The organism is Streptomyces sp. NPDC025806 (genome assembly GCF_055558275.1).
Genome location: NZ_JBVHMU010000008.1, coordinates 325,371 through 339,951, shown reverse-complemented (window position 1 = coordinate 339,951; position 14,581 = coordinate 325,371). Strand labels below are relative to the sequence as shown.

Here is a 14,581-nt window from a genome sequence, read left to right as displayed (position 1 = left end):
GGTGCGGCAACGGAAACGCGGGCCGGTGACGCTGGCCCGCATGCCTCCCACGACCCCACCTCTCGCCGCCCCGGTTGCCGCAGCCCTCGACACGGGTGACACGGCCTGGCTGCTCGCCGCGACCGCGCTCGTCCTGCTGATGACCCCGGGCCTGGCCCTGTTCTACGGGGGCATGGTCCGCACGAAGAGCGTGCTCAACATGCTGATGATGAGCTTCGTGTCGATCGCCCTGGTGACGGTGGTGTGGCTGGTGGCGGGCTATTCGCTGGCCTTCGGCGACGACGCGTTCGCGGGTCTGATCGGGGATCTGGGGCACGCGGGCATGGCGGGCGTGGGCCCGGACGACGTGACCGGCACCGTCCCCACCTTTCTCTTCACCACGTTCCAGCTGACCTTCGCGATCCTGACGGCGGCGCTGATCAGCGGCGCGGTCGCGGACCGTACGCGGTTCGGGGCGTGGCTGGTGTTCGTGCCGGTGTGGGCGCTGCTCGTATACGTCCCGGTCGCGCACTGGGTGTGGGGGCCGGGCGGCTGGATCGCGCATCACCTGGGCGCGCTGGACTTCGCGGGCGGTCTGGTCGTCGAGATCGCGTCGGGCGCGTCGGGGCTCGCGCTGTGTCTGGTGCTCGGGCCGCGGCTCGGGTTCAAGAAGGACGCGATGCGCCCGCACAACCTGCCGATGGTGATCCTGGGCGCGGGCCTGCTCTGGTTCGGCTGGCTCGGCTTCAACGGGGGTTCGGCGCTCGGCGCGAACGGGCTGGCCGCGGCGTCCCTGTTCAACACGCTGATCGCGGGCTGCACGGGGCTGCTCGGCTGGCTGTTCGTGGAGCAGAAGCGGGACGGGCATCCGACGACGTTCGGCGCCGCGTCGGGCGCGGTCGCGGGACTCGTCGCGATCACCCCGGCGTGCGGGGTCGTGGGCGTGCTCGGCGCGGCCGTGGTCGGGCTCGCGGCCGGGGTGGTGTGCTCGTACGCGGTCGCCTGGAAGTTCCGCTTCGACTACGACGACTCGCTGGACGTGGTCGGCGTGCACTTCGTGGGCGGTGTGGTGGGCACGGTTCTGATCGGCCTGTTCGCCACGTCGGCGATGACGGGCTCGGCGGACAAGGAGGGTCTGCTGTACGGCGGCGGGTTCGGCCAGCTGGGCAAGCAGCTGCTCGCGGTGCTGGTCGTGGCGGCGTACACGTTCGTCGTGACGTACGGGATCGGGAAGGCGATCGACCGGCTGATGGGCCTGCGGGCCGGGGAGGACGAGGAGCGCACGGGCCTGGACCAGACGGCGCACGCGGAGACTGCGTACGATCACGGCGTCCTCGGGCACGGTGCCCCGCAGGGCAGCACTCCTGTCGCCGGAAGGGTCACGTCATGAAGCTGATCACCGCGGTCGTGAAGCCGTATCGCCTCGACGAGGTGAAGACGGCGCTGCAGGAGCTGGGTGTGCACGGTCTGACGGTGACCGAGGCCATCGGGTACGGGCGCCAGCGGGGTCACACGGAGGTGTACCGGGGCGCCGAGTACCGGGTGGATCTGGTGCCGAAGGTGCGCATCGAGGTCGTCGTCGCGGACGACGACGCGGAGCCCGTGATGGAAGCGGTCGTGCGGGCGGCGCGCACCGGGAAGATCGGCGACGGCAAGGTCTGGGCCGTGCCCGTCGACACCGTGGTGCGGGTGCGGACGGGCGAACGGGGCCCCGACGCCGTGTGAGTCAGTTACTGACTGGTGGTGGTGCGGCTCAGAGCTTGGCGCCGCAGACGGGCCAGGCGCCCTTGCCCTGCGAGGCGAGCACCTTGTTGGCGACGGCGATCTGCTCGCTCTTGCTGGCCTGGTGCGCGGCCGGGGCGTACTGGGTGCCGCCGTACGCGGCCCAGGTGGACGGCGTGAACTGCAGGCCGCCGGAGAAGCCGTTGCCGGTGTTCGCCGACCAGTTACCGGTCGACTCGCACTGCGCGACGGCGTCCCAGCCGGAGGCGGCGGGCGCGGCGGACGCGCTGCCGGTGCCGGCGAAGACGGCGGTGCCGACGGCGCCGGCGAGCACGACTCCGGCGGCGAAGCGACGGGCGCGGTGGGTGCGGGCGGCGGTGGCGGTACGGGCGATGCTGAACACGTAAGAAACCTTTGTTCGGGGTCGGGGGGTGTCGCCGCGCCTCCCGTGACGGGGGGCGCTGCCGGAACCTCTCGGCGCCGGGCGACTGCTCCACCATGGCCCGCGGCACGGCTCGTTTTGTGGGTCCCCGGTCCCACCGAACGGGACTTTGGTCCTTTCTTCGGTCCCCATAAGTACCGGGACCAAAGTCCCTTGCACGCCTTAAACACGCTGTTTTGTCCGATTCGCCCGAGGGGTCTTCCGGCCCCGCCCGAGCCCGACGTGAGGACGCTCACGTAAGCCCCTGATCTGGGCTTATATGTGACCTGCGCCTCTCCGGGAGCGCCTGGTCCGCACGGTCACGGTGACCCCGGTCACGAGGATCGCGGCGACGGCGAGCACGAACACCCACGGAAGCGCCAGATACGAGACGCTCGCGGACTCCCGGGTCGCGCGGGCGCTCGCCGTGAGCGTGATGTCGCCCCGGTCGAACTGCGGGGCCCCGTTCCAGCGCGCGGTCAGCCGCACCCGCTGGCCGGGCAGTAGCTCGGCGGGCGTCCCGGACAGGGAGCGGGCCAGCAGCGTGCGCCCGAAGAGCCCACTGGCGTGCAGCCGCACGGACGGGTCGAGGGTGACGTTGCCGCGGTTGCGCAGGGTGTACGAGATGACGGCGGTGCTCGGCCCGGTACCGGGCACCAGGGGCCGGCTGTGCTCGACCTTCACCCGCTCCACGCTGATCGCGGGCATCGTCGGGCCGCTGACCCGCAGGTAGACGCGGGCGGCGACGGCGCGCTGCACGCCCAGGGCGAGGGAGCCGTCGCCGCGGTCGATCCGCTCGTCGAGGGCGACGATCGCGCCGGGGTGGTCACCGGGCTCGGCGCGCTCGGGCACCTTGACGGTGATCGGCACGGTGACCCGGCCGCGGGGCGGGACGGTGACGCGGGTGCGGGCGGGGCGGGCCCAGACGCCGACGCCCCGCTGTTTCTCCTTGCGGGTCCGCACGGCGAAGCCGCCGTCGCGCGCGGTGTTGTAGGCGTCGGCCGCGTAGAGCCGGAAGCTGAGGGGGCGCGCCGTCTTGTTGGCGACGACGACCCGGTCGCGGACGGTGTCGCCGGGGTCGGCCGAGAGGTGGAAGTAGGGGCGCGCGGCGAGCTCGGTGGCGTAGGGGTAGACGGACCAGCTGCCGTTGTCGGCGGCCTGGGCGGGCGCGCCGCTCAGCAGGAGGCCGAGGAGCAGCAGAAGCAGGACGGCACAGGACGGCTTGCGCATCGGTGCGGGACCCCCGGGGCGGGCGGCGAAGGCGGAGGAGAACGAAGACAGGAGGAGAGAGGAGAAGAGAGGAGGGGAACGGCGATGCCGGGCGGGTGCGCGCCCGGCTCGCTCACGGCTCGTCCGGGGCGGGACTCAGGCGAGGGTGAGGGTGAGAACGCCCGCGTACGATCCGGGCGCGGTGAACTGCGGCACGTTCAGTGAGAGCCCGGCGTCGACCGTGAACTCACCGCCGGTGGCGGCGGCGTCCGGTGTCGACGCGAGGGTGGCGCCCGCGGAACCGACGGCCCCGGCGGATCCGGCCTTGCAGGTGCTCGGGCTGCCCGCCTTGGTGGCGCACTTCGGGGTCCAGCTCAGCTTGTCGCCGCCGATGGAGGCTCCGCCGGGCCCGGTGAAGTCGGTGACCTTGCCGGTCAGGGACCAACCCGCGGGGCCGCCGCGGAAGTCCTTGACGGTCACCGTCTGCAGGTCGCCCTTGGCGGCGCCGCCCTGCCCGTAGTCGACGGCACCGAGCTCGACGGTGTCACCGGCCTGGGTCATCGACAGCGTGCCCGCCTTCACGGACGCCTTGATCTTCTGGCTGCCCGGCGGCACCGGACTGTCGTCGATGACGACGTACGCCGCGGGCCCGGCGCCCTTGTCGTCGCTCCAGGCACCTCCCTCGTAGGCGACGACCCCGGTGGTCGTCTTGTCGTTGACGGTCAGGGAGCCGCTGAAGGAACCCTGGGCGTCGGCGGTGACGGTGGCGGTGTCGCCGGTCTGCGCGGCACCGGCGCGGCCGGCCAGCGTGACGGAGGCACCCGGGGTGAACTTGCTGCCGGAGACGGTGACCGCGTCACCCGGCTTCCCGGAGGCGCCGCCCAGCTGGATCGTCCGCGGGTTGGTGGTGCCGCCGCCGTCCGTGGCGTTCACGGTCTCGGAGACGGGCGCGGGCCCGTTCGTCACCGTGCACGGGGTGTCCAGCTCCATGATGTAGCTGGTGTGGATGTTGTAGTCGCCGGGCGACAGGTTGATCGCGCCCGGCGCCGTGACCGTGAACGTGCCGGTCATGGAGAAGGACGGGAAGGCGCCCTTGCCGGGCACCGGGTCGTTCTTCTTCGGCCCGGCGACGGTGATCTCCCCGCCCTGCGCGCCCCCGAGGACGACCTTGCCGGTCGGCGTCATGATGTCGGCGGGCAGCGCGAGGTCCACCGGGTTGCTGGCGGCGGGCTTGACCACGGTGTACGTCACGGTGACGGTGTCGCCGACCTTGGGGGCGGCGTTGTCGACGTCGATCCGGGCCGAGGTGGTGCCGTCGATCGGCGGGATGCCGGCGATGGCGGGCGGGATGCAGTGCGTGGCGAAGTCCACGTCGGTGGACTGGGCGGCGGCGCCGGCCGGCGTGGCGAGCGCGCCGCCCGCGGTGACCGCGAGCGCGGCGGCCCCGAGCAGCGCGGCCCAGCCGCGGCGTCTTCGACTCTTCGAACCCATGGACGTCCCCTCCTGATGGGTGTGGGCGCAGCGGCTCCGGTGCCGGTTCCGCGCCGACTGCGCACATTGACGTGTGGGTTGTGTGAAAAGTCAATGGAGCCGAACCGCATCAGCTGATGGGCCATCAGATGATGGCAAGTTCCCTGGATCACCTGTCAGTTGAGCAACAAAAAGCGGCCCGTGCCTCAGCACGGACCGCTCAATCTCCCGCCGCTCAGCCGGCGGTGACGGACGCCTTCACAACCCCGTCCGGCCCGGCCACGAGCACCGGCGTCGCCGCCCCGCCGAGATCCGCCACGGCCGCCCGGTCCGCGTCCGCGGCGGCCTCCGCTTCGGTCACCACGGCGGCGGCCTCCAAGGACTGCGCCCCGGACGCGACGGCCATCGCGACGGCCGTCTGCAGCGCGCTGAGCTTGAGCGAGTCCAGCGCGACCGTCCCGGCCACGTACGTGCGCCCCGTCTCGTCCCGCACGGCCGCCCCCTCGGGCACCCCGTTCCGGGCCCGGGCCGAACGGGCCAGCGTGACGATCTTGCGGTCCTCTGCGGTGAGGTCGGTGCTCTCAGTCATGGGGTGAGCATAAAGAGCGCCGCCCCGGGCTCACACACCCGGCGGCTTCGGGAAGCCCTGCGGCCACACCTGCGGGCCGCCCGCCGTCGTGCCGCCGTCCACGGCGATCTCCGCGCCGGTCACATAGCCGAGATCGTCCCCGGCGAGCGCGAGCACGGCGGCCGCGATGTCCCGCGCCGTCGCCATCCGGCGCAGCCCGGCGACGTTCAGCGGCCCCCACGCCTTCTTGAACGCCTCCCAGTCGGCGTCCGGCACCCCGGCCGGGCGCACCAGCGGGGTGTCGGTCGTGCCGGGCCGGATCGCGTTGATCCGCACACCCCGGTCCCCGTAGTCCATCGCGGCGGCGCGCACGATGCCCTCGACGCCGCGCTTGCTCGCCGCGTACGCCGCGTGTCCGGGCCTGACCCGCTCCGCGCCCGCCGACGACGTGCACACGATGACGCCGCCGCCGCGCCGCAGCAGATGCGGGATCTCGTACTTCACGCCGAGGAAGACGCCCCGCTCGTTCGTGGCGAGGAGGTCGTCCCACTCGGCGACGGTCATCTCGTGCAGGGCCTTGGACGTCTCGACCCCGGCGTTGTTGAAAGCGATGTCGAGCCCGCCGTAGCGCCGGGCGATCCCGTCCACGAACGCCTCGACCTGCTCGGCCTCCCGGACGTCCGCGTGCAGGTACGTGGCCTCGCCGCCCGCCTGCCGGATCTCCCGCTCCACCTCCCGGCCCAGCTCCCTCCGGCGCCCGCAGAAGCCGACCCGGGCGCCCTCGGCGGCGAACGCCCTCGCGGTGGCCCGGCCGATGCCGGACGTGGCTCCGGTGACGACGACGACCTTCCCGGCGAACCGGCGGCCGGGCGCGTCCGCGGCCCGCGCCCGGGGCGCGGCGGCGACCGTCGCGGCGGCGGCCACGGCGCCGGAGAGCGCGGCACGGCGGCTGAACGAACTCGCGGGCATGGGGAACTCCATCTCTCCGGAAACCTCCGGACCTTCTCGTCTGGACGCCTTCGACTCTCGGCCACCCCACCCGCACCGGGCATCCGTCACTTCGACCGGTCCGGTTAGCCTCAAGACGTGCCGAGGAAACAGGAGTTGTACGGGCGCCGGCGCGAACGGGCCCTGCTGCACGCGCTGGTCACCGACGCGCAGACCGGTCCGGTCCTGCTGCTGCGCGGCGACGTGGGCACCGGAAAGACCGCCCTGCTCGACGACGCCGTGGCCCACGCCATGGACCACCGCCCGCGCACCACGGTGCTGCGCTGCGCGGGCGGCGAACCGGACGCCGCGCTCCCCTTCAGCGGCCTCCTGGACCTCCTGACCCCGGTCCTGGACCACACGCAGTCCCTCCCCGACTTCCAGCGCAGGGCCCTCACCGAAGCCCTGGGCCTGTGCCCGCCCACCGCGCAGACCGGCGAACTCACGGTCCGCACCGCGCTGCGCACCCTCCTCGCCGCCCTCCCCGCCCCGGTGCTGCTCGTCGCGGACGACGTCCCGGACCTCGACCCGGCGACCCGCGGCGCGCTCCTGTTCCTCGCCCGCCGACCGGTCCCCGGCACCGCCGTCCTCCTGGCCGCCCGCACGGGCCCGGAGCGGCACGACCTGCCCACCCTGAACCTCACCGGGATCGACGCGGACGCCGCCCGCGCCCTGCTCGACGCGCGCGGGGTGCGCGGCGCGCACACGGCGGCCCTGATCGCGGCGGCCGAAGGCAATCCGCTCGCCCTGACCGAACTCCCCGAGCCCGGCCCGGCGCCCCTGCCCGACCGGCTGCGCTCGGCCTTCGCGGACCGCGCCCGCGACCTGCCGGCGGACACCCGGACCCTGCTGCTCACCGCCGCGGCCGAGAGCCGGGGCGCGACCGCATCCGTCCTCGCCGCCGCCCGTCACCTGAAGCTCCCCGCGACGGCACTGGCCGGCGCCGAGACCGCCGGCCTCCTCGACGTCACGGGCCCCACCCTGCGCTTCCGCCACCCCCTGCTGCGTTCCGTTCTCTACGCCGACGCCCCGTCCGCGGACCGGGCCCGCGTCCACCGGGCCCTGGCCCTCACCCTCACCGGGCACGAGGCGCTCCGGCACCGGGCGCTGGCCGCGACGGAGCCCGACGAGGACCTCGCGGCGGCCCTGGAGCGCGACGCCGACGCGATCGCCGGACGCGGCGGCCTCACCGCCGCCACCACGGTGCTGACCCGCGCCGCGGAACTGAGCCCGGACCCGGCGCACCGCACCCGCCGCTTCGCGTCCGCGGCCCACGCCGCCTGGAAGTCGGGCCACCCGGAGGAGGCCCGCACCCTGGCGGCCCGCACCGACGGGGGCTCCCCCGAACTCGCCCGCCTGGAAGGCCTGATCGCCTACTCCTCGGGCGACCAGCCGGGCGCCCTGCGGCAGTTGGTCCGCGCCGCCGAGACGCACGCCGCACACGCCCCCGCGGCCGCGGCGGCCCTGCTCTTCATGGCCTGCGACGCGGCCGAACACGCGGGCCTGGACGAGGACCTGCGCCGCACCGCCCTGCGGATCACCACCCTCGACCTGCCGCCCCGCCACCACGCGTACGGACGCCTGCTCGCCGCCGGCCCCGGCGCCCACCACGATCCCTGGGCCGTCCTGGAGGCCGCCCCCGAGGAGCTGGGCACGAGCCGGGTGCACCGCTGGCTGTGGCCCCTCGCGATCACCCGCGACGCCCCGGACCCGGCGCTCGTACGGGACTTCGCCGAAAGGGCGTGCGCGGAGATCGCCGCCGAGGGAGTCCAGGCCCTGCTCCCGCGCCCCCTGCTGTGGCTGGCCGACCTGGAGTGCCGCACGGGCCGGATCGCGGCGGCGGCCGAGCACGCGCAGGAGGCGCTGCGCTGCACCCGGGACCTGGACCAGCCGGTGGCACGGGCCGACGCCCTGGCCCTGCTCGCCCGCATCGCGGCCCTGCACGCGGACCCGGCCTGCCGCACGTACGCGGACGAGGCGACGGCCCTGGCCCTGCCCCTGCGCAACCGGGCGGCGCAGGCCGAGGCCTCCTGGGCCCGCGCGCTCCTGTCCCTGGCCCAGGGCGACACGGCGGAGGCGGCCGAACATCTGCTGCCCGTCCCGCGCATCCACCGCAGAATCGCCCGCCTCAGCGCCCCTGACCTGGCGCAGGCGCTGGGGGCGGACCCCGGAGCCGAGGCCGACGGGTCCGCCGCGGACCCGTTCGTCCGGGCCAGGGCCGCACTCGCCCACGGCGAGCACCTCCGCCGGGCCCGCAAAGCCGCGGCGGCCCGGGAACATCTGCGCCGTGCCGCGGCCCTCTTCGAAGGCCTGGGTCTGACGGTCTGGCGGGACCGGGCCCGCGCCGAACTGCGCGCGGCGGGCGGCGCGGCCCCCACCGCCCTGCCGCACCTCACGCCCCAGGAGCACGAGGTGGCCCGGCTGGCGGCCCAGGGCCTGTCGAACAAGGAGATCGGCGCCCGCCTCACCATGAGTCCCCGGACGGCGGGCTACCACCTCTACAAGCTGTTCCCGAAGCTGGGCATCACGTCCCGCGCCCAGCTGCGCGACCTGAACCTCTGACGCGGTCAGCGATCGAGCTTGAGCCGCTCCGCCCGGGGCAGTCCGGCGACCACGAGGTCGTACGAGTCCTCGATGAGCTCACGCACCACCCGCTCGGGCAACTCGCCCACGCTGACGGTGTTCCAGTGCCGCTTGTTCATGTGCCACCCGGGCACGACGAGCCCCTCGTACCGGGTCCGGAGCCGGACGGCGTCCTCCGGATCACACTTCAGATTGACGGTCAGCGGATCCCCGTCCAGATGGCTGAGGGCGAACATCTTCCCCAGCACCTTGAACACGGAGATCTCGGGCCGGAAGGGGAACTCCTCGACCGCGGCGTTGAAGGAGAGGCAAAAACCCCGCAGCTCCTCCGGAGTCACTCCTTGCCCTCCACCGGTTCACTGAGCACGGTGACGATCTTGTTCCGCCGGCCGGCCGGTGCCTCGGCGGTCAGCCGCAGCACCCGCCCGTCGGGCAGCTCGACCGTCGCGGAGGCACCCGCGATGGGCACCCGGCCCAGAGCCTTGGCGAGCAGCCCGCCCACGGTCTCCACGTCCTCGTCGTCGAACTCCTCCAGGCCGTACAGCTCGCCGAGGTCCCCGATGTCGAGCCGCGCGGTGACCCGGAACCGGTCGTCGCCCAGCTCCTCCACGGGCGGCAGCTCACGGTCGTACTCGTCCGTGATCTCCCCGACGATCTCCTCGAGAATGTCCTCGATGGTCACGATGCCGGCCGTGCCGCCGTACTCGTCGATGACGACAGCGACGTGATTGCGCAGCTGCTGCATCTCGCGCAGCAGATCGCCGGCGTTCTTGGTGTCCGGAACGAACGCGGCGGGCCTCATCGCCGTGGAGACCAGCTCGGCCTCGGCGTCCCGGGAGATGTGCGTCTTGCGCACCAGATCCTTCAGATACACGATGCCCACCACGTCGTCCTCGCTCTCCCCGACCACGGGAATCCGCGAGAACCCGGACCGCAGCGCCAGGGTCAGCGCCTGCCGGATGGTCTTGTACCGCTCGATGACCACGAGATCGGTGCGCGGCACCATGACCTCGCGCACGAGGGTGTCGCCGAGCTCGAAGACGGAGTGCACCATGCGGCGCTCCTCGTCCTCGATGAGGGACTCCTTCTCGGCGAGGTCGACCATGGCCCGCAGCTCGGCCTCGGAGGCGAACGGTCCGCGCCGGAAGCCCTTGCCGGGGGTCAGCGCGTTGCCGATCAGGATGAGCAGCGAGGGGATGGGCCCCATGATCCGGGCCAGCGGCAGCAGCACGTACGCCGCCGCCGTGGCCGTGTTCAGCGGATGCTGGCGCCCGATGGTCCGCGGGGAGACACCCACGGCCACGTACGAGACGAGCACCATGACCCCGATGGCGACCAGCAGCGCCTGCCAGGTCTCGCGGAACTCCTCGAGACAGGCGTACGTCACCAGGGCCGCGGCGGCCATCTCGCAGGCGACGCGCACCAGCAGGGCCACGTTCAGATAGCGCGTCGGATCCGCCGCGACCTGGGCGAGCTTGACCCCGCCCCGCCGCCCGGACCGCACGGCCTCCTCGGCCCGGAAGCTGGAGACCCGCGCGAGCCCGGCCTCGGCACAGGCGGCGAGCCAGGCCACGACAACCAGCGCGACAGCGCCGGCGATCAACGAGAAGCTCATGACACGGTCGGCGCCGGCGACGGCCCCGTCAGCCCCTTCTCACCGCGCCACCCGTCCACGATCGCCGCCTGGAGACCGAACATCTCGGCCTTCTCGTCGGGCTCCTCGTGGTCGTAGCCCAACAGGTGCAGCACGCCGTGGACGGTCAGCAGCTGAAGCTCCTCGTCCATGGAGTGCTGGGTCGGCGCGTCCTCACCCTGCTTCTTCGCCACCTCGGGGCACAGCACGATGTCCCCGAGCAGGCCCTGCGGGGGCTCCTCGTCGTCCTTCTGGGGCGGCCGCAGCTCGTCCATGGGGAAGGACATGACGTCCGTGGGCCCCGGCAGGTCCATCCACTGCACATGGAGCTGCTCCATGGCGTCGGCGTCCACCACGATCACCGAGAGCTCGGAGAGCGGGTGGATGCGCATCCTCATCAGCGCGTAGCGGGCGATGTCGAGGATCGCCTGCTCGTCGACCTCGGTGCCGGACTCGTTGTTGACGTCGATCGACATGACGCAGTCGTTCTACTTCCCTCTGGGGCGGCCCTGGTGGGTGCCGTTCTCCGTACCGTGCTCGGTGTCGTACTTCTCGTACGCGTCGACGATACGGCCGACCAGCTTGTGCCGGACGACATCCTGCGACGACAGCCGCGAGAAGTGCACGTCGGGGACCCCTTCGAGGATCTCCTGCACCTGCCGCAGCCCGCTCTTGGTCCCACCCGGCAGGTCGACCTGCGTCACGTCACCGGTGATGACGATCTTCGACTCGAACCCGAGCCGCGTGAGGAACATCTTCATCTGCTCGGGGCTGGTGTTCTGCGCCTCGTCCAGGATGATGAAGGCGTCGTTGAGCGTGTTGTGCGTCAGCAGGTAGTCCTGCGTGACGTACAGGGAGTCTTCGGCCGCCACCTGGATGCAGACCGTCTCCTCGCGGCCCGCAGGCTCGATCGAGTCGATGAAACGCATCGGGCGCCCGCCCCCACCAGCCGCGTGGTACTTGTCGCGCTTACGGGCGAGGCGGAAGGGTTCGATGCCTTCGGGAAGGCGGATGTCCACGACGTGGGAGTCGTAGCGGTGGGCGGCCAGCGCCGTGCCCTGCTTGCGGTCCTCGGCAAGGCGACGGCGGGTGTACGCGACACCGCCGAGCGACTGGACCAGGGCGATGATGTCGTCGCGCAGAAGGATCGACGTCGTCGAGAACTGGATGCGGCAGGTGCGGTCCTGCTGCGTGACCGGGCCGCCATCGGAGTCGAGGAGCCCCTGAAGCACGCCGAGGCGGACCTCCGAGGTGTTGTACAGGTACTCGTCCGGGACGAACTTGGAGTGGGAGCGCGTGCCGATCAGGTCCAGCTGACGCAGCATGCCCGTGACCGGGTTCTCGATCGTGACGGTGTCGCCGGGCGACTTGATCCGGTTGAGGACGTAGTCAGGCCCCTGCTTGTGGCGCACCGTGACACCCGGCAGCACGGCGTCGAGCGCCTCCGCGAGCTCCCCGTCCTCCGTCGAGAACGACGGTGTCGTCGAGCCCGTCAGACAGCCGTCACCCAGCAACAGCCCCAGCGCGTACGGGTCCATCGGGACCTCGCGCGCGGGGAACTCCACCGGAGCGGTCAGCATCGGCAGCTCGTAACGTCGCGCGTGCGCGGCCCTCAGATTGCCGATCATCTCCTGGGTCTCCAGGACCCGCCACGGCTTGTCGCGGCGGGCGTCGTCACGCGTTCTGACCGTCCAGAGATGCTCCCCGCAGGCCAGCGTCCAGGAGCCGTCCTGGGCGGTGACACGGTAGATGTCCTTCTCACCCTGCGGATAGACGCCGAGCACCGGGGTCGGCTCACCGTTCGAGCCGACGACCAGGTCACCGACCTGGAGATCCCCGATGGGCCGCCAGCCGTCCGGCGTCAGGACGTTCGTGAACAGCGGCTGGGCGCGACCACGCATGTACGCCAGCGGGGCCACCTCGATCGTGCCCGCTGCCATCAGACGCGGGATCGAGTCCGGGTCCAGCATGTCGTGCAGCGCGTCGTAGAGGGGGCGCAGATAGGGGTCGATCTTCTCGTAGAGCGTCCCGGGGAGGAATCCCAGGCGCTCGCCGGCCTCGACCGCGGGCCGGGTCAGGATGATTCGGTTGACCTGCTTGCTCTGCAGCGCCTGCACGGCCTTGGCCATGGCCAGGTAGGTCTTGCCGGTACCGGCGGGGCCGATCCCGAAGACGATCGTGTGCTTGTCGATGGCGTCGACATAGCGCTTCTGGTTGAGCGTCTTCGGACGGATGGTCCGCCCCCGCGACGACAGAATGTTCTGCGTGAGAACCTCCGCCGGAGTTTCCTCCCCCTCGCCCTTCAGCATCGCAATCGACCGCTCGACCGCATCCTCCGACATCGGAGCCCCCGTCCTCAGCACCAGCACCATCTCGTCGAACAGCCGCTGGATGAGCGCCACGTCCCGCGGCTCACCCACCGCGCTGACCTCATTGCCCCGGACATGGATGTCGGCCTCCGGGAAGGCCCTCTCGATGACTCGCAGCAGCGCGTCGCCCGAACCGAGCACCTCGACCATGGGGTGCTTCGCGGGAACGGTGAACTGCGCGCGGGTAGATGTCTGCGTCATGGGCGGGCCCAGGGGGCCGCAGTCTCCTTGTGACAGCCGTGGTCTGACGCGTTCAAGAGTACGACGCCCCCACCTCGCCGACCGAGCCGTTTTCCGGCGCCCCGCCCCGCCCGCGCGCGCTCACATGGAGCGGCCGAACCCGATGGTCGGCACGGCCCGCAGCAGCGGCCACGGCCGCACGCCCTCCGGCACCAGCGGCTCGAGAAAGGCGTACCGCTCCAGGGCCGCCGGATCCTGCGCCCCGCGCTCCTCGTACGCCTGGATCTGCCGCCACCACGCCCCGATCTCCGACCACCCCGGCGCCGACAGGGACCCGCCGAACTCCTGCACCGAGAGGGCCGCCGTGAGCCCCGCGAAGGCCAGCCGGTCCGCCAGCGGCCAGCCGGCCAGCGTGCTGGTGACGAACCCGGCGACGAACACGTCCCCCGCCCCGGTCGGATCCATCGCCTCGACCTCGATCGCCGGCACGGACGCGGTCTCCCCGGTCCGCCCGTCCACCGCGTAGGCGCCCTCCGCCCCGAGCGTCACCACGGCGAGGGGCACATGCTCCGTCAGCGCGTGCGCGGCGGCCCGGGGACAGGACGTCCCCGTGTACCGCATGGCCTCCTCCGCGTTCGGCAGAAAGGCCTCGCACTGCCCGAGGTCCCCCAGGGCCCCCAGATCCCACCGTCCGGTGTCGTCCCAGCCCACGTCGGCGAAGATCCGCGTCCCGGCCCGCGCCGCGTCCGCCACCCAGGGCGCGGAGACCCCGGGGACAAGAGAGGCCACGGCCGCCCGGGCCGGCGGCGGGCAGCGGGGCGCGGGCTCCTCCGGCGGCGGCTCGTGCCCGTGGCTGACCATGGTCCGCTCGCCCTCGTACGCCATCGAGACGGTGACCGGCGAGTGCCATCCCGGGACGGTCCGCGAGAGTCCGAGGTCGATCCCCTCGCCGCGCTCCAGGGTGTCCCAGCAGTACTCGCCGTAGTGGTCGTCCCCGAAGGCCGCCGCGAGCGAGGTCCGCAGCCCGAGCCGGGCCAGCGCGGTGGCCATGTTGGCGACGCCTCCGGGGCTGGACCCCATGCCGCGGGCCCAGGACTCGGTGCCGCGCACGGGCGCGCTGTCGAGCCCGGTGAACACGATGTCGAGGAAGACGGTCCCCGTCAGATAGACGTCGCAGGCCGGGTCGCCGGACCGGCGCAGCGCGGCAAGGGGGTCGGTGCGGTCCGTTTCGGCGGGGTTCACATCACGCTCCCTGCAGGTGGTACGAGTCCGCACAGTGTGCCCGAAACACCCCCGTCCGACGGCGTCCCGACATCAACCCGTCACGAAGGACCACCCCGAGGAAAACCTCGCGGCTACCCGCCCCCGCCCCACCCAAACCAGATGTGTCCCGGCTCACACCACCTCGCCCCCCGCGACCCCCTTCCCGCTTGATACAAATTGGCCCGCACCCGACGTCC

At 72.6% G+C, this 14,581-nt stretch carries 12 protein-coding genes and 1 pseudogene; 3 read left to right on the top strand and 10 right to left on the bottom strand.

Going from position 1 to position 14,581, the window contains the following annotated elements; translation table 11 throughout:
* Positions 1-40: 40 nt before the first annotated feature.
* Both ACZ4E1_RS20930 and ACZ4E1_RS20925 read left to right on the top strand, forming a co-directional pair.
* On the top strand, positions 41-1,369 hold the full coding sequence (locus tag ACZ4E1_RS20930) for an ammonium transporter (RefSeq protein ID WP_467541209.1): 1,329 nt from the start codon (positions 41-43) through the stop codon (positions 1,367-1,369).
* A complete protein-coding gene (locus ACZ4E1_RS20925; protein ID WP_467541207.1) occupies positions 1,366-1,704 on the top strand; it encodes a P-II family nitrogen regulator in 339 nt (112 codons plus the stop codon). Before ACZ4E1_RS20930 ends, ACZ4E1_RS20925 begins: the two co-directional genes overlap by 4 nt.
* Before the next feature lie 31 nt (positions 1,705-1,735).
* Here ACZ4E1_RS20925 and ACZ4E1_RS20920 read toward each other — a convergent pair.
* From ACZ4E1_RS20920 to ACZ4E1_RS20900, 5 genes and pseudogenes are all read right to left on the bottom strand, one after another.
* Positions 1,736-2,035, bottom strand: a pseudogene (locus ACZ4E1_RS20920) (transglycosylase family protein); the annotation flags it as partial.
* A 363-nt stretch (positions 2,036-2,398) separates the two neighbouring features.
* Positions 2,399-3,352 carry a COG1470 family protein gene (locus tag ACZ4E1_RS20915; RefSeq protein WP_467541205.1) on the bottom strand — a complete coding sequence of 318 codons (954 nt, stop codon included), beginning with the start codon at positions 3,350-3,352 and terminating at the stop codon, positions 2,399-2,401.
* 135 nt (positions 3,353-3,487) lie between these two features.
* The gene (locus ACZ4E1_RS20910) at positions 3,488-4,822 is read right to left on the bottom strand and encodes a WxL domain-containing protein (protein ID WP_467541203.1); all 1,335 of its coding nucleotides are present in this window, start codon (positions 4,820-4,822) and stop codon (positions 3,488-3,490) included.
* A 214-nt stretch (positions 4,823-5,036) separates the two neighbouring features.
* A complete protein-coding gene (locus tag ACZ4E1_RS20905; protein ID WP_467541201.1) occupies positions 5,037-5,390 on the bottom strand; it encodes a cytidine deaminase in 354 nt (117 codons plus the stop codon).
* A 30-nt stretch (positions 5,391-5,420) separates the two neighbouring features.
* A complete protein-coding gene (locus tag ACZ4E1_RS20900; RefSeq protein WP_467541199.1) occupies positions 5,421-6,338 on the bottom strand; it encodes an SDR family NAD(P)-dependent oxidoreductase in 918 nt (305 codons plus the stop codon).
* A 117-nt stretch (positions 6,339-6,455) separates the two neighbouring features.
* On the opposite strand from ACZ4E1_RS20900, the gene ACZ4E1_RS20895 reads away from it, so the two are divergent.
* Complete coding sequence (locus tag ACZ4E1_RS20895) at positions 6,456-8,918, top strand: helix-turn-helix transcriptional regulator (RefSeq protein WP_467541197.1); 2,463 nt, start codon at positions 6,456-6,458, stop codon at positions 8,916-8,918.
* A 5-nt stretch (positions 8,919-8,923) separates the two neighbouring features.
* On the opposite strand, the gene ACZ4E1_RS20890 is transcribed toward ACZ4E1_RS20895, so the two are convergent.
* From ACZ4E1_RS20890 to ACZ4E1_RS20870, 5 genes are all read right to left on the bottom strand, one after another.
* On the bottom strand, positions 8,924-9,277 hold the full coding sequence (locus ACZ4E1_RS20890) for an MmcQ/YjbR family DNA-binding protein (protein ID WP_467541194.1): 354 nt from the start codon (positions 9,275-9,277) through the stop codon (positions 8,924-8,926).
* Positions 9,274-10,554, bottom strand: coding sequence for a hemolysin family protein (locus ACZ4E1_RS20885; protein ID WP_467541192.1), 1,281 nt, complete (start codon positions 10,552-10,554; stop codon positions 9,274-9,276). Before ACZ4E1_RS20885 ends, ACZ4E1_RS20890 begins: the two co-directional genes overlap by 4 nt.
* Complete coding sequence (ybeY, locus tag ACZ4E1_RS20880) at positions 10,551-11,048, bottom strand: rRNA maturation RNase YbeY (protein ID WP_467541190.1); 498 nt, start codon at positions 11,046-11,048, stop codon at positions 10,551-10,553. The genes ACZ4E1_RS20885 and ybeY overlap by 4 nt, the downstream gene beginning before the upstream one ends.
* 12 nt (positions 11,049-11,060) lie before the next feature.
* Complete coding sequence (locus tag ACZ4E1_RS20875; RefSeq protein WP_467541188.1) at positions 11,061-13,142, bottom strand: PhoH family protein; 2,082 nt, start codon at positions 13,140-13,142, stop codon at positions 11,061-11,063.
* A gap of 120 nt (positions 13,143-13,262) precedes the next feature.
* On the bottom strand, positions 13,263-14,396 hold the full coding sequence (locus ACZ4E1_RS20870) for a carbohydrate kinase family protein (RefSeq protein ID WP_467541186.1): 1,134 nt from the start codon (positions 14,394-14,396) through the stop codon (positions 13,263-13,265).
* Positions 14,397-14,581 lie beyond the last annotated feature (185 nt).

Coding starts and splice junctions, on each gene's coding strand:
- ACZ4E1_RS20925 (WP_467541207.1), top strand. CDS start 1,366: ATGAAGCTGATCACCGCGGTCGTGAAGCCGTATCGCCTCGACGAGGTG.
- ybeY (WP_467541190.1), bottom strand. CDS start 11,048: ATGTCGATCGACGTCAACAACGAGTCCGGCACCGAGGTCGACGAGCAG.
- ACZ4E1_RS20915 (WP_467541205.1), bottom strand. CDS start 3,352: ATGCGCAAGCCGTCCTGTGCCGTCCTGCTTCTGCTGCTCCTCGGCCTC.
- ACZ4E1_RS20875 (WP_467541188.1), bottom strand. CDS start 13,142: ATGACGCAGACATCTACCCGCGCGCAGTTCACCGTTCCCGCGAAGCAC.
- ACZ4E1_RS20910 (WP_467541203.1), bottom strand. CDS start 4,822: ATGGGTTCGAAGAGTCGAAGACGCCGCGGCTGGGCCGCGCTGCTCGGG.
- ACZ4E1_RS20900 (WP_467541199.1), bottom strand. CDS start 6,338: ATGCCCGCGAGTTCGTTCAGCCGCCGTGCCGCGCTCTCCGGCGCCGTG.
- ACZ4E1_RS20885 (WP_467541192.1), bottom strand. CDS start 10,554: ATGAGCTTCTCGTTGATCGCCGGCGCTGTCGCGCTGGTTGTCGTGGCC.
- ACZ4E1_RS20930 (WP_467541209.1), top strand. CDS start 41: ATGCCTCCCACGACCCCACCTCTCGCCGCCCCGGTTGCCGCAGCCCTC.
- ACZ4E1_RS20905 (WP_467541201.1), bottom strand. CDS start 5,390: ATGACTGAGAGCACCGACCTCACCGCAGAGGACCGCAAGATCGTCACG.